Source organism: Actinomadura sp. 6N118 (assembly GCF_044326415.1).
In the GTDB taxonomy this organism is placed as follows: domain Bacteria; phylum Actinomycetota; class Actinomycetes; order Streptosporangiales; family Streptosporangiaceae; genus Spirillospora.
In genome coordinates, this window is record NZ_JBIRAZ010000016.1 from 194,612 (window position 1) to 207,212 (window position 12,601).

Consider the following 12,601-nt stretch of genomic DNA (forward strand, 5'->3'; position numbering starts at 1 on the left):
CCCGTCCCCTCAGACCTTGCTGCTCTGCTCGGACGCGGCATAGTTCCGCGCGGTGGCGTCGATCTTCTTCGCCATGTCGGCGAGCATCTCCAGATGCGTCTTCATGTCCTCGAACGCGAACTGCAGGGCGCCGGGATAGGCCATCGACGCCATCGTCCCGGTGATGCTGAAGTCGCCGCCCTCGATCGTGCCGCCGGCGTTGAGCTTGTCCAGCCCACCCTTCAGCGTCGTGCTCACGGTCTCCTGGAGGTCCTTGCCGTGCTTGGCGATGCGTTCGGGGTTGACGTGGATCTGGTTGCCCATGTTCCTGCCTTCGGCCTGGTCGTCAGAGGGAGCTCATACAAACGATCTTGAATCTCTCGGCGTCGTCGCCCAGCTGGGTGTACCGGTCCGTCCACGCGATGGCGGTCGCTCCTGGAAAGTCCCCGCAGTAGGTCGTGGCGGCCGCGCCGGACACCGGGTCCCCGTTCCCGGGGGGCCGCTGCCCGCTGTTGCGCTTGCCGAGGACGCGCCATCTCGCCTTGTCGTCGTCGCAGTCGACCACGACCGTCTTCTGGTCGGCGCACGCACCCGCGAGCGCGTCGACCGCGTAGTCGACGTCGCTGGGCCCGGTCCCCCCGCACCCTGACAGGACGCTCACGAGAGTCACGAACGCCACATGTGAACGCCTCGTCAATGCCACTCCCCGGCGGAGCTACACGCACCTCAGACAGAACCGGTCAGAACACAATTCTCGCCGCCACCGCCGAATCCGGCGGGCGCGTTCTCTCAATGACCACAATCGGCCCATAGGCGTTACCATCTGGCGGCATGCAGCCCTCTCCTCCGGTTGCGCCGCTCCCCCCGGCTTCCCAACAGGTCGACGAACCGACGCGGCGGCGTTTCCTGGTGCCCGCAGTCGTGGCCGGCGTGGTCGCCGTGCTGCTTCCGGTGTTGTGGCTGACCGGAGGACTGAACCAGACCCCTCAGCAACCGGAGCGGTCGCCAGGTGAGGCAATGGACTCCGGCAAGTTCACCGTCACGGTTCACGAAGCGCGCATCCAGACCGCGAAAACCATCTTCGACGAGAACCCGCAACGGTACGTCGTGGTGCGCGTGCGCGTGGTCAACAACGACAAGGAGACCGTGTCGCTGGGGGTGGGCGGGCTCAGGGACGGCATCGCAGCCCGTACCAAGACCGGCAAGTGGGTCCCGCCGGATGATGTCAACGGGACCGCGACCGGCGGCAAGGTCAACGCCATCGAGCCGGGCCTGCCCGTCGAGGCGTCGGCCATGTGGCGGATGGGACCTGCGGACGCACCCACGAAGTTCACGGTGGGGGTGCTCACCTGGGAGTTCGGCACCGGCTTCACCGACAAGGAATACAAGTGGCGTGTGGTCGACAGCACCGGGGGCAAACTCGCGGGCCTCCTGACACTTCCGGTGGCGGCACCATGAGGGCGCAGATCGTGCTCGTCCGGGGCGGCGCCGGGGTGGTCGGCTGCGCGTTGCTCGCGGCCGCCATGTGGTTCCACTCGCTGAAGCCCAAGGTCGAGGCGGACGTGATCGACCCGATCCGCGCCTCCGGCAAGGTCGGCAAGGTGATCACCAACCGCGACTTCAAGCTCCAGCTCGAACGGGTCGTCGTGGCGCGCTCGCTCAAGCAGGGCCTCTCCAGCAGCACCCAGCCGCCCGTCGGCACCGACGGGGTCTTCGTGGTGGTGTCGGGCCGCGCGATGAGCCAGAAGAAGCCGATCAGCCTCAACACAGCGGTCCTGGAGACCCGTGACGGCTACAAGTACAAGAAGGCACAGCGCCCCGGCGTGTACGCCGTCGACCCGTCGGACCTCGCGCCCCTGCTCTGGGGCAAGCTCACCTTCTACTTCGAGATACCGAAGGAACGCCTGGCCGGAGCCCGCGTCGTGGTCAGCCAGAGCAGCCTGTTCCTAGCCCCGAACGCCGCGACCGAGGTCGACCTCGGCATCAGCGAGTCGCGGGCGGAGGAAATGATCCGCGGCGCCGTCCAGAACTATGACCTCTCCGGGAGACGCCCATGAGCGCGCAGCCTCCCTGGCCGACCGAGCCACCGCCCGGCAGGCACCGCCAGCCGGGGAACGCCCCACAGCCGCCCGGAGACGGCTCGTACGGCCAGAGTGGGGCGTACCGGGGCATCCGCCGGGCTGAGCAGGATCCGTACGAGCAAACCCGGCCTGAGCGCGATCCATATGAGCAGACCCGGCCCGACCCCCGGCAGGACGAGCGCGAGGAGGCCGGCGAGGGCGACGAGGGCGGGGAGACCCCGCCGCGGCGGGAGTGGCTGCGGCGCGGCGAGCGGCGGTTCATCGAGGTGATCGTGCTGGTCTGCCTGGCCTCGTTGTTGCTCGGCGTCCGGTGGGTGGATTCGAAGGACGCCGTCCGCAAGACGTTCCAACCGCCCGAGCGGGTGACCTCCGTGGCCCGCGGGGCTCCGGGCGTGCTGGCCGACATCGAGTGGCGCGTGACGGGCCGTACGGCCGGGCGGGCGCTCGGCGCGCAGGACCCCGAGGTGGCGGAGCTGCGGGTGACGCTGGCGGCACGGCCGCTGAACGCCGCCGGGATGAAGGCGATCAAGAGCTACGGGATCGGCTACCGGGTCCTCGACGCCGAGGGGCGGGAGTGGGACGCCTCGGGCCTGCCACGCCCGGGCACGCCGTACCAGGTCACCGTCCGGGCGACGGTGCCCCGCTCCAAGGCTGACTCGCTGGCACTTGAGGTACTGGCTCCGCGGGACGATGAGCGGCGGGGGGCGCCCCGGCCTTCGCTGCGGTTTGCACCATGACCCTGGTCACCACGAGGTTGAACGCGGCGGCCAGCAAGCAGATCCGCAGCGCCTCGAAGACCATCCCGACACCGAAGCCGACGATCGGCAGGGCGACCGCCCACCAGGCCGCGTCGTGCGGGCCCAGCAGCTCGTAGACCAACCGCCGGGTCATGACCTCCACCACGTTCAGGCCCGTGAACATCGCGGCGAACGTCGCGAACGGGACGAGGCCTGACCGCCGGACCAGCCGGAGCCCGTACCAGGCGGGCAGCCACATCTCGCGGAAACCGCGGGTGACGAGCTCGCGGAAGCTGTTGGTGCGTGCCAGTCCGCTGGCCCGGGCCAGCCGCTGGGCCGCCCGGCTCCGGCCGAGCACGACCTGCTCGTCGCTCGCGTCCAGGCCCAGGACCACACCGGCGATCACGAGCCAGATCAGGCCGCCCAGCACCGCGTGCTTGAAGGACGGCCACAACGCCAGGACGTCGCCGGCGACCTCGTTGATCCATCGCCAGACCTCACGCTGGGTGATCCAGTCACCGACCTTGCGGCGCAGGTCCTCGATGGTGAACAGGGCCGCCAGCGCGAAGTTGATCTCGATGAACGCCAGCAGCAGCCCGGACACGCGCGGCAACCGGTCCCGCAGCAGCCACTCACCGAGGATCTTGAGCACGATGAAGCCGACCGTGAGCCCGATCGCCAGCTCCATGTGCTTGCCGACCTCAAGGGCCAGCCCCAGTCCCTTGGCGGAGCCTTTGAGGCCCCCCTCGGCGATCCCGCGGCTCGCCGCCGCCCCGGCGAAGTCGAGGGCGTCCTCGCGCAACATGCCCCACGCGAGATAGAAGATCACGAACGGGAGGACGGCGCGGTTGAGGGCGTCGAGCGCGGACTCGTCGTTGCCGACCGCCCAGGACGTCAGGTCGCCCTCGGCCTCGCGGGCGTGCACCACGTCCAGGCCCTCGCGCACGCAGTGCACCATCGCCACAGTGATGGCGAGGCTGAGCATCACGAGCACGCCGATGGTGAGGAGGGGTGTGACGGTGGCGATGACGCCCTTCATCTGCCCGGCCTTGTATCCCCCGTACATCACCCCGTAGCGCAGCAGATCACCAATCGTGAACCACATGGCCAGCGGCAGCGCGAAGCGTGCCGCGAGCTTGAGCGTGGCCCACGGCAGTACGAGCGGAGAGCGCGCCGACAGTTCGAACATCCCGGAGATGCTATCGAGCAGCGGCGACATCAAGGGGACGAACAGCCACGAACGCGACGAACCCCGCCGCCCACGGAACGCGGGTGACGGGGTTCGGCGATGGACCGGACGGCCTGCCGGCCATCGGCGCCCCTCAGGCCGGTTTCGGCTTCAGGTCAGATCGCGACCTCGAGGGCGGCGACCTCGCCGACCTTGGCGCTGACGGTGTTGTCCACGCTCACGCCGCCGGCGGCGAGCACGCGGACCGTCCAGTCGCCGTCGGCGGCGAAGAACCGGAACACGCCCTCCTCGCCGGTGACGACCTCGGCGGTGAACTCACCGGTCGAGTCGAGCAGCCGGGCGTAGGCGCTGGACACCGGGGCACCGTCACGGGTGACCGTGCCCTGGATGACGGCTTCGTTGTTCAGGTCGACGGTCGCCGGAAGATGCGCCGTCTGCTCGGGTGCTGCGCAGCCCTGAGTCATTTCTCCTCCTTCTCCGCCACGAGGCGGGGTCAACTCCGCTGAGGGGCGGACAGGCCTTACTTCGCCTCGCCGAGCTCGATCGGGACGCCGACCAGCGAGCCGTACTCGGTCCACGAGCCGTCGTAGTTCTTCACGTCGTCGAGCCCGAGCAGCTCACGCAGCGCGAACCACGTGTGCGACGAGCGCTCGCCGATGCGGCAGTAGGCGATGGTCGACTTGCCCAGGTCCACGCCGGCCTCGCTGTAGATCTTGCGGAGCTCGTCGTCGGACTTGAACGTGCCGTCGTCGTTGGCCGCCTTGGACCACGGGATGCTGCGCGCGGTCGGCACGTGGCCGGCCCGCTGTGCCTGCTCCTGCGGCAGGTGGGCGGGGGCGAGCAGCTTGCCGCTGAACTCGTCGGGAGAACGCACGTCGATGAGGTTCTTGGTGCCGATGGCGTCGACGACCTCGTCGCGGAAGGCCCGGATGGTGAGGTCTTGGTCCTTGGCCTTGTAGTCGGTGGCGGGCCGGGTCGGCACGTCGGTGACCAGCTCGCGGGACTCCAGCTCCCACTTCTTGCGGCCGCCGTCGAGGAGCTGGACCTTCTCGTGGCCGTAGAGCTTGAAGTACCAGTACGCGTAGGCCGCGAACCAGTTGTTGTTACCGCCGTAAAGGATCACCAGGTCGTCGTTGGCGATGCCCTTGGCCGACAGCAGCTGCTCGAACCCGGTCTTGTCGACGAAGTCGCGGCGGACCGGGTCCTGCAGTTCGGTCTTCCAGTCGATCTTCACGGCGCCACGGATGTGGCCCTTGTCGTACGCGGACACGTCCTCGTCGACCTCGACGAGAACCAGGCCGGGGGCGTCCAGGTTGGACTCCACCCAGTCAGCGTCCACCAGAACGTCGGAGCGGCTCATGCGGGAACCTCCCAGTCGGAATGCTTCTTCGGAGAAATGCGGCGGATCAGCAGATACATCTCGCAGCCGAGGCAGAACCCGAACGCCGCGTTCAGGAACGCCGCCCCCAGCGCGAAGGCGGTGGCACCGATGCCGAGCCATTCGATCCCCAAGGCGTAACCGGCCGTTCCCACCAGGGCGAAGACCAGCCCGACTCCCTGGGCGAACCGGGGAGGGGCGGCGTCCTCGTAGTCCTTGGGCGGGGCTAGACGGGGCCGGATCAGCAGTTTGAAGACCATCCCGTACGGGCCGTACCGCAGACCGAAGACGGTGCCGAGTGCGAACACCAGCGCCTGGCAGGCCAGCAGCACCCAGCTTCCCTGCACCAGAACGCCGATCAGGACGACGGTCGTGACGGCCGCGGCGAAGCGCTGCCCTCTCGGGTCAACCTGCATCGGGATGCTCCTGTGCGGAGAGAACGTGCGTACCGGCAGTCAGTCAATGCTCAGCGCGCCGGAGGCCTGGGCGCAGCCCCTGGGAATACAGAAGGGCTCAATGCCTCTAGGCCATGCGACAGAGCGAAGCGGCCAGGCGGCAGAAGTCCACCGCGCGGCGCTTCGTGAGCATCTGCTCTGTCCAGTAACGCACGGGTCGATGGTAAGCCGAGTTTCGCCGGGCTGTCACCTCTGTCTCGCCTTTCGAGACACCGGCGCCGCTCTTCACGCAGGTCAACGGGCCGCCGCTCACGGGGTGATCGCCTCGCCCAGAGCGGCGATGACATCGGCCTTCCGGGGCTGTCCAGCGGCTCGCCGGATGATCCGCCCGGCGCCGTCCAGCACGAGCACGGTTGGGGTACGGATCACATTCAGGCGGCGTACGAGCTCAAGGTGATGCTCCGCGTCGATCTCGACATGTGAGACGCCTTCCACCATGTCGGCCACCTCGCCGAGGAGGCGCCGGGTCGCGCGGCAGGGTGCGCAGAACGCGCTGGAGAACTGAACGAGGGTGGCCCGCTCGCCAAGTTCCTCGCCACCGAGATCGGCGGCGCCCAGCTGATCGCCCATCCCGTTCACGCTCGTCCCGTCTACGCCGGTCCCGCTCACACCATGCGCTCCAGCCGCCTCGCCCGAACCCACCTTTGGCCCACGCAGCACTCCGTCACGGCGCCGCCGGACGACCCCGAACACCGTGGCCGCCGTCAGGACCGCGATCGCGACGAGTGCACCTTCCATCGTCAGTGAAAGTACCCGGACCGCCGAAAGATTCCCGGCCCGATCGGCTCAGGCGTGGATTGTTAGGCGGGGATCTCAGGCGGGATCTCAGGCAGGGATTGTGATCAGCGGCTGGCCGCCTACGGTGACGACCTCGAACGCGAAGAGTTCGTTCCGATGGAACATCGTGGATCCGAAGTACTTTCCGTAACCCCGCGGATACGCGACATGCCAGCTGCCGAGCATGTCCCGCCGCCCGTCCTTAGCGACGGCGTACCAGCGGCAGCTCTCGCCGTACGGCGCCCCGCTCAGGTAGATCTCCACGCTGGTGCCCCACTTCTTCTTGAGCAACATCACGCGCGCGTCGACCTTCTGATCAGGCGATCTGGCGCTGATCTGCTCCGCCTTCGGGGGCTTGGTGGGCGTTGGCGGAGGCGGGGTGACCGTCCGCACGGCCGTGGGCCGTTCCCCCGCGCTCAGCGCGCCGGACATCTCCATGCCGATCAGCGCCCCGATCACCAGCAGCACCGCGGCGGCGGCCGCGAGCGGCGCCCAGCGCGACACTCCCCCGCCGAACACCCGTCCCCATGAGCCCTTCCGCTCCGCCGCCGCCCGCGCGAGCAGGCTGTCAAGGAGCTCCTCGGGAGGCCCGGCGACCTGGGTGATCTGGGCCTCGGTCACCCGTCCGAGCAGCGCCGGCAACCCGGCCAGCCCGGCCAGCTCGTCCCGGCAGGACGGGCACGACTCCAGATGGCTCTCCAGCCGGCTCCGCTCGGCTGGGTCGATCGCGCCGAGGACGTACACCCCGAGCGAGCTCTTCTGCTCCCCGCAGCCTGTCATGGCGCCAACCCCCGCTCCTCCAATGCGAGTTTCAGCGCCCGCAGCGCGTAGTAGGTCCGCGACTTGACCGTGCCGGGCGGGATGCCGAGCGTCTTGGCCGTCTCCGCCACCGAACGTCCGCGGTAGTAGGTCTCCACCAGCACCGCCCGATGCGGCGGGCTGAGATCCGCCAGCGCCTCGGCGACGGTCCACGATTCCAGCGCCCGGTCGATGTCGTCGACGCCGGCGGTCTGCGTGACCTGGTCGTCGATCCCGGTCTCGGGCGGCCGTGCCCGCCGGGCCCGGTGCGCGTCGACCACGAGGTTGCGGGCCACCGTGAACAACCACGGCCGGACGGGCCGCCCGGACAGCGCCTCGGGATGCCTCCAGGCGCGCAGAAGCGTCTCCTGGACGACGTCCTCGGCCTGCGGTTTGTCACCCCCCGTCAGCCGCAGCACGTAACCGAGGAGAGGACCGCCATGCTCGCTATAGAGGGCGCGCAGCAACCCTTCATCCGCGGTTGGACCCACACCACAGACACGTACGCCGATCGCGTCCGGTTCACAAGTCCCTGACTATTTCCAGGGCGGACGCCGATCAGCTCTTTGCCCGGGACGCCGATCAGGCGTTCGGAAGGTCGTTCAGCCGGACGTTGTTGGCGGTCGCGGAGACCCGCAGGCCGTCCGGGGTGGGCTCGATCTTGCTGATCCGGGAGCCGACCGGCAGGTTGGCGACCGGGACCGTCCAGCTGACGAGCTGGCCCACGGCGGGCAGCTGCGGCAGGCCTGCCAGGCCGCCGGAGATCGGCGTGATGACGATGCCCTTGGCGCTCGGCTTGACCGAGACGACCGCGCTGCCGCTGAGCGGGAAGCCCGCGATGGTGCCGTTCAGGTCGACCTGGAGGTTGTCGCCCTTGGCGGCTATGTTCTTGACCTCCTTGGGCGCCCGCGCCTTGATCACGGCGTACGGGATCACCGCGGAGGCGGTCGCCTCCTCGGCGGTGACGCTGTTGGCGTTACCGGAGGTGACGTCGGCCAGCGGCGCGTTCACCCCGCGCATCTCGATCGTGACGTCACCGACCGTGACGCCGCGCTCGGTCCACTGGCCGAGCTTCACGTCGATCTGGTCGTACTCGCCGCCGATCGCCTGGGTGAGGAACGGGAACCCGTGGATCGTCACCTCGGGCCGCTGTTGCAGGTTGTACTGCGCCGCCACCTGCTTGCCGATCTCGTCCTGCGCGACCCGCACCCCGATGCGGTCGGCGGCGATCACGCCACCGATCAGCAGGATGAGCAGTACCAGCAGTACTTTCCGCATGTTTCTCCTCTAGGCGGCAAATGGCGCGATCGCCACACGATAGTGGCCAGGAGACCGCCACCGAGTCGCCTCAGGGATTGAGATCGCGGGACGGGCCCATCGGTTCGCGGGACTATCCGGGACTGTGATGTCAACCACCCGCGAACGGCGGCAGGACCTCGACGACGCCCCCCTCCGGCAGCTTGATCGAATCGTGCGCGCGCGTGCCCACCGGGTCGCCGTCGACCAGGAACGAGCTGCGCTCCACCACACGCCGGAAATCGCCGGTTCGCCCGTCCCGCAAGGCGGCACCTGCGATCGCCTCGGCAAGCGTGTCCGCCTCGTACGGTTCCTCGGCGACCCCGGCTGCGGCCTTCGCAGCGGCCCAGTATCTGATCGTTCCCTTCGCCATAAACCCAGGATCTCATCCCGGCAACCTCGGAAACCTGTTGTCAACGTCCCATTGCCCAGCTCGACCACTCGGATATGCTCAGGTGGAGGGATCCGGGCGACGAGGCCATGGAGTTCATCCGACAGCCCCTTCATGGTCACCTCTCCTTTGAGCCGGCGACCTGTTGCCGGGCTGGAGGACGAACCGCCTGGGTCCTCGACGTCTTTTAGGGCGAGGAGGCGGCACTTGAGCAGCTTGCTCCTGCTGACCAACGCATTGGAACCTTCCGATGAGGTGCTGCCTGCGTTGGGGCTCCTCCTGCATTCGGTACGCGTCGCGCCCGCCGAGGCGTCCGCGCTGATCGACGCACCCCCAGCGGACGTGGTCCTGGTCGACGCCCGCCGCGACCTGGTCCAGGCCAAGAGCCTGTGCCGGCTGCTGCGGACCACCGGGCTCGACTGCCCGCTGCTGGCGATCGTGACCGAGGGCGGTCTGGCCGCCCTGAGCCCCGAATGGGGCCTGGACGACGTCCTGCTCCAGTCGGCGGGCCCGGCCGAGGTCGAGGCACGTCTCCGCCTCTCGGTGGGCCGCGTGTCGGTCGCCGAGGCCGACGAGGTGCCCGGCGAGATCCGCAGCGGCGAGCTGACCATCGACGAGGCCACCTACACCGCCCGCCTGCGCGGGCGCGTGCTCGACCTGACGTTCAAGGAGTTCGAGCTCCTCAAGTACCTCGCCCAGCACCCCGGGCGCGTCTTCACCCGCGCCCAGCTGCTCCAGGAGGTCTGGGGCTACGACTACTTCGGCGGCACCCGGACCGTCGACGTCCACGTCCGCCGCCTCCGCGCCAAGCTGGGCGCCGAATACGAATCGCTCATCGGAACGGTCCGAAACGTCGGCTACCGCTTCGTCCCCGACCACCGCCCCGGTGAATCGGAAGAAGTGCCCGTTTCTACCTAGCTTTCGCGGCCTCGGGACCTCGCCTGGCGGCTCGGACCCGAACCGCAAAAGCGGCGAGCGCGACATCGCTTCGCGATCTCTCGTGAAGCTTCGCCTTCGGCTCGCTTCACGACCCGTTAGCGCGCTCGCGTGCGTGGCCGGGATCGTCGGTTTGGGTGCTCATCGACTTGTGGAGCTCTTCGAGATTGACCTTGATCTCGTGGCCCAGCCGCTGGATGACGCCCCGGCCCTGGAGCCAGCTCAGCGCGCGGCCGGCCGCGCCGCGTGACGTGCCCGCCCAGTTGGCGAACTCCTCGCTCGTAACGCCCGGATTGATCGCCACCTCGGCCCCGCCACCGTGGTTCTCGCGGTGCGCGATCTGGTGCAGCAACTCGATGACCCGGTCGCGTGCGCTCCGCGCTCCGCGGATCTCGTTGGCCGCACGCAGCCGCCCGCTCATCACCTGCAGCAGCGCCGTAGAGATCTCCGGCGACGCCAACGCCACCTTGCGAAACTGCTCGCCCGGCAGCTCCAGCACCTTGATCATGCCCTTGGCCACGACACTGGCCAGTCTTGGCCGGTGGTCGACCGCCTCCAGCTCGCCGACGATGTCGCCCGGACCCAGCACATCGAGCACGGTCTCCTTGCCCCGGTCGGTGACCATGCAGACCTTGACCCGGCCCTCCATGATCACGTACACCCGTTCCGGCGCGTCGCCCTGCAACATGAGCGAGTGCGTGTCGGGGACGATCCGGTAGCGCCCGAGGTCGCTCAGGGCGCCCTGCGCCGTGGCGTCCAGCAGTTGCCAGAAGTTGTCCACGACGCACTCCGTCCCGCTCGCTCCACCCAGTGGAGTCGCGGACCCGCGTCCGGTCAATGACATGTGACGCGAATCATCACCCTGCTCCGGCCACCGAGTTGAGCACCGTCCACAACACCAGCGCCCCGGCACAGCCGAACGACCACTTCAGCGCCGCGTGGGCGTGGAAATGCCGATCGTGCGCCTCGGCGATCAGCAACTGGACGTGCTCGTACAACGAGCGCCCAGGCGGAACCCGCCCCGGCGCCCGCAGATAAGGCCGCCACCCAGCCCGCGCCGGCGCATTGGTCGCCCGCCGGATCACGCTCAGCGGACGCAGGACGTCCCCGTGCGTAAGAGCGAGAAGCGCCGCACACCGCAGCGCCCCCACGCCCAACGCCATCAGCACGACCAGCCGCGCCCCCGCGAGCGGCCGGTGAAGGTCATCGACAGCGCCGGACTGCAGCAGCAGACCGACGACAACAAGCGCCAGCGCACCACCGGCCAGCAGAACGTCCTGCCCAGACCTGCGCAACAACAACGTGAACTCGGCGAGCAACTCCAGCGCCTGATCGTGCGGCGGCTCGGACGGACGTGGCTTCGCAGGGACCATGAGGACCCTCCTCCCATGAGGTCGGAGGTCCAGGAGACCCCCACGCCCCCACCGGGCGACAGGCGCTTTGCGTCCGCCCCGCCGTCCATTCCTGCTCGCCCAGCCCACGCAAACCGGCGTCACTTCGGCGCCCAGTCGGCACACTCAGGTGGCGCAAAAGACCCAAGCTCTCGTCTCCACCCGACAACCCCGGCCCGCACGCGAGCGCGTTAACGGGTCGTGAAGCGAGCCGAAGGCGAAGCTTCACGAGAGATCGCGAAGCGATGCCGCGCTCCCTCCCGCTACACCCCCCACCCAGCCGCCCTTTCAGCGGACAAGCTTCGCTTGGCCGCCGCTTTTGCGGTTCGGGTCCGAGCCGCCAGGCGAGGACCCGAGGCCGCGAAAGCCATGAACACAGCCGCCAGGCGAGGACCCGAGGCCGCAGAAGCTTAGCCGAAGCGGCCGGTGATGTAGTCCTCGGTGGCCTTCTGCTCGGGGTTGGTGAAGATCTTGCTGGTCTCGTCGATCTCGATGAGCTTGCCGGGCTGGCCGGTGCCGGCGATGTTGAAGAACGCCGTGCGGTCGCTGACGCGGGCGGCCTGCTGCATGTTGTGGGTCACGATGACGATCGTGTAGAGGCTCTTCAGCTTGGCGATGAGGTCCTCGATCGCGAGCGTGGAGATCGGGTCGAGCGCCGAGCAGGGCTCGTCCATCAGGAGCACCTGCGGCTTGACCGCGATCGCGCGGGCGATGCAGAGACGCTGCTGCTGACCGCCCGACAGGCCCGCGCCGGGCTTGCTCAGCCGGTCCTTGACCTCGTTCCACAGGTTCGCGCCCTTGAGCGACTCCTCAACGAGCTCGTCGAGCTGCCCCTTGCGGCGCACACCGTTGAGCTTGAGCCCCGCCGCGACGTTGTCGTAGATCGACATGGTGGGGAACGGGTTGGGCCGCTGGAACACCATGCCCACGACGCGGCGCACCGCGACCGGGTCCACGTCCTTGGCGTACAGGTCCTCGTCGTCGAGGAGCACCTTGCCCTGCACGCGGGCGTTGGGGATCACCTCGTGCATCCGGTTGAGGGTCCGCAGGAAGGTGGACTTGCCGCAGCCCGAAGGTCCGATGAACGCGGTCACCGAGCGCGGCTCAACCGTCATCGAGATGTCCTCGATGGCATGGACGCCGCCGTAGTAGGCGTGCAGCCCGGAGACTTCGATCCGCTTGGCCATGGGGGC

The 12,601-nt window shown here is 68.8% G+C and carries 19 protein-coding genes; 4 read left to right on the top strand and 15 right to left on the bottom strand.

The window, feature by feature from the left end; all coding sequences use genetic code 11:
* Positions 1–9: 9 nt before the first annotated feature.
* Together ACH34W_RS36095 and ACH34W_RS36100 are read right to left on the bottom strand one after the other, a co-directional pair.
* Positions 10–303: a hypothetical protein gene (locus ACH34W_RS36095; RefSeq protein ID WP_395965650.1), complete on the bottom strand. Its 294-nt coding sequence runs from the start codon at positions 301–303 to the stop codon at positions 10–12.
* Positions 304–325: 22 nt separating this feature from the next.
* Positions 326–649 (bottom strand): hypothetical protein, encoded by a 324-nt coding sequence (locus tag ACH34W_RS36100; protein WP_395965651.1) that lies wholly within the window; start codon positions 647–649, stop codon positions 326–328.
* A gap of 161 nt (positions 650–810) precedes the next feature.
* Here ACH34W_RS36100 and ACH34W_RS36105 point away from each other — a divergent pair, with 161 nt between their 5' ends.
* From ACH34W_RS36105 to ACH34W_RS36115, 3 genes are read left to right on the top strand one after another with little or no spacing between them, the layout of a single operon-like run.
* A complete protein-coding gene (locus ACH34W_RS36105) occupies positions 811–1,437 on the top strand; it encodes a hypothetical protein (protein ID WP_395965652.1) in 627 nt (208 codons plus the stop codon).
* Positions 1,434–2,036: a hypothetical protein gene (locus ACH34W_RS36110; protein ID WP_395965653.1), complete on the top strand. Its 603-nt coding sequence runs from the start codon at positions 1,434–1,436 to the stop codon at positions 2,034–2,036. Before ACH34W_RS36105 ends, ACH34W_RS36110 begins: the two co-directional genes overlap by 4 nt.
* Positions 2,033–2,797 carry a hypothetical protein gene (locus tag ACH34W_RS36115; protein ID WP_395965654.1) on the top strand — a complete coding sequence of 255 codons (765 nt, stop codon included), beginning with the start codon at positions 2,033–2,035 and terminating at the stop codon, positions 2,795–2,797. Before ACH34W_RS36110 ends, ACH34W_RS36115 begins: the two co-directional genes overlap by 4 nt.
* Here the strand turns inward: ACH34W_RS36115 and ACH34W_RS36120 are convergent.
* The 10 genes from ACH34W_RS36120 to ACH34W_RS36165 form a co-directional block, all read right to left on the bottom strand.
* Positions 2,679–3,986 carry a hypothetical protein gene (locus tag ACH34W_RS36120; RefSeq protein ID WP_395965655.1) on the bottom strand — a complete coding sequence of 436 codons (1,308 nt, stop codon included), beginning with the start codon at positions 3,984–3,986 and terminating at the stop codon, positions 2,679–2,681. The genes ACH34W_RS36115 and ACH34W_RS36120 overlap by 119 nt on opposite strands.
* A 155-nt stretch (positions 3,987–4,141) precedes the next feature.
* Positions 4,142–4,450, bottom strand: coding sequence for a DUF1416 domain-containing protein (locus tag ACH34W_RS36125; protein WP_395965656.1), 309 nt, complete (start codon positions 4,448–4,450; stop codon positions 4,142–4,144).
* A 56-nt stretch (positions 4,451–4,506) separates the two neighbouring features.
* Positions 4,507–5,346 carry a sulfurtransferase gene (locus tag ACH34W_RS36130; RefSeq protein WP_395965657.1) on the bottom strand — a complete coding sequence of 280 codons (840 nt, stop codon included), beginning with the start codon at positions 5,344–5,346 and terminating at the stop codon, positions 4,507–4,509.
* Positions 5,343–5,780, bottom strand: coding sequence for a DUF4395 domain-containing protein (locus ACH34W_RS36135; RefSeq protein WP_395965658.1), 438 nt, complete (start codon positions 5,778–5,780; stop codon positions 5,343–5,345). The genes ACH34W_RS36130 and ACH34W_RS36135 overlap by 4 nt, the downstream gene beginning before the upstream one ends.
* Positions 5,781–5,886: 106 nt before the next feature.
* Positions 5,887–5,952: a putative leader peptide gene (locus tag ACH34W_RS36140; protein WP_360610734.1), complete on the bottom strand. Its 66-nt coding sequence runs from the start codon at positions 5,950–5,952 to the stop codon at positions 5,887–5,889.
* A gap of 116 nt (positions 5,953–6,068) precedes the next feature.
* The gene (locus ACH34W_RS36145; RefSeq protein WP_395965659.1) at positions 6,069–6,557 is read right to left on the bottom strand and encodes a TlpA family protein disulfide reductase; all 489 of its coding nucleotides are present in this window, start codon (positions 6,555–6,557) and stop codon (positions 6,069–6,071) included.
* An 87-nt stretch (positions 6,558–6,644) separates the two neighbouring features.
* Positions 6,645–7,376, bottom strand: coding sequence for an anti-sigma factor family protein (locus ACH34W_RS36150; RefSeq protein ID WP_395965660.1), 732 nt, complete (start codon positions 7,374–7,376; stop codon positions 6,645–6,647).
* Entirely contained in the window at positions 7,373–7,858 is a 486-nt protein-coding gene (locus ACH34W_RS36155) for a sigma-70 family RNA polymerase sigma factor (RefSeq protein WP_395965692.1), read from the bottom strand. Before ACH34W_RS36155 ends, ACH34W_RS36150 begins: the two co-directional genes overlap by 4 nt.
* 118 nt (positions 7,859–7,976) lie before the next feature.
* The gene (locus ACH34W_RS36160; protein ID WP_395965661.1) at positions 7,977–8,672 is read right to left on the bottom strand and encodes a DUF2993 domain-containing protein; all 696 of its coding nucleotides are present in this window, start codon (positions 8,670–8,672) and stop codon (positions 7,977–7,979) included.
* 130 nt (positions 8,673–8,802) lie between these two features.
* Positions 8,803–9,063 carry a MoaD/ThiS family protein gene (locus ACH34W_RS36165; protein ID WP_151561424.1) on the bottom strand — a complete coding sequence of 87 codons (261 nt, stop codon included), beginning with the start codon at positions 9,061–9,063 and terminating at the stop codon, positions 8,803–8,805.
* A gap of 225 nt (positions 9,064–9,288) precedes the next feature.
* On the opposite strand from ACH34W_RS36165, the gene ACH34W_RS36170 reads away from it, so the two are divergent.
* Positions 9,289–9,999 (top strand): winged-helix domain-containing protein, encoded by a 711-nt coding sequence (locus tag ACH34W_RS36170; RefSeq protein ID WP_395965662.1) that lies wholly within the window; start codon positions 9,289–9,291, stop codon positions 9,997–9,999.
* A 106-nt stretch (positions 10,000–10,105) separates the two neighbouring features.
* On the opposite strand, the gene ACH34W_RS36175 is transcribed toward ACH34W_RS36170, so the two are convergent.
* From ACH34W_RS36175 to pstB, 3 genes are all read right to left on the bottom strand, one after another.
* Complete coding sequence (locus tag ACH34W_RS36175) at positions 10,106–10,798, bottom strand: Crp/Fnr family transcriptional regulator (RefSeq protein ID WP_395965663.1); 693 nt, start codon at positions 10,796–10,798, stop codon at positions 10,106–10,108.
* Between the two features lie 76 nt (positions 10,799–10,874).
* The gene (locus ACH34W_RS36180; protein ID WP_395965664.1) at positions 10,875–11,390 is read right to left on the bottom strand and encodes a hypothetical protein; all 516 of its coding nucleotides are present in this window, start codon (positions 11,388–11,390) and stop codon (positions 10,875–10,877) included.
* Positions 11,391–11,818: 428 nt separating this feature from the next.
* Positions 11,819–12,595, bottom strand: a complete 777-nt coding sequence (pstB, locus tag ACH34W_RS36185) for a phosphate ABC transporter ATP-binding protein PstB (RefSeq protein WP_395965665.1) — start codon at positions 12,593–12,595, stop codon at positions 11,819–11,821.
* Positions 12,596–12,601 lie beyond the last annotated feature (6 nt).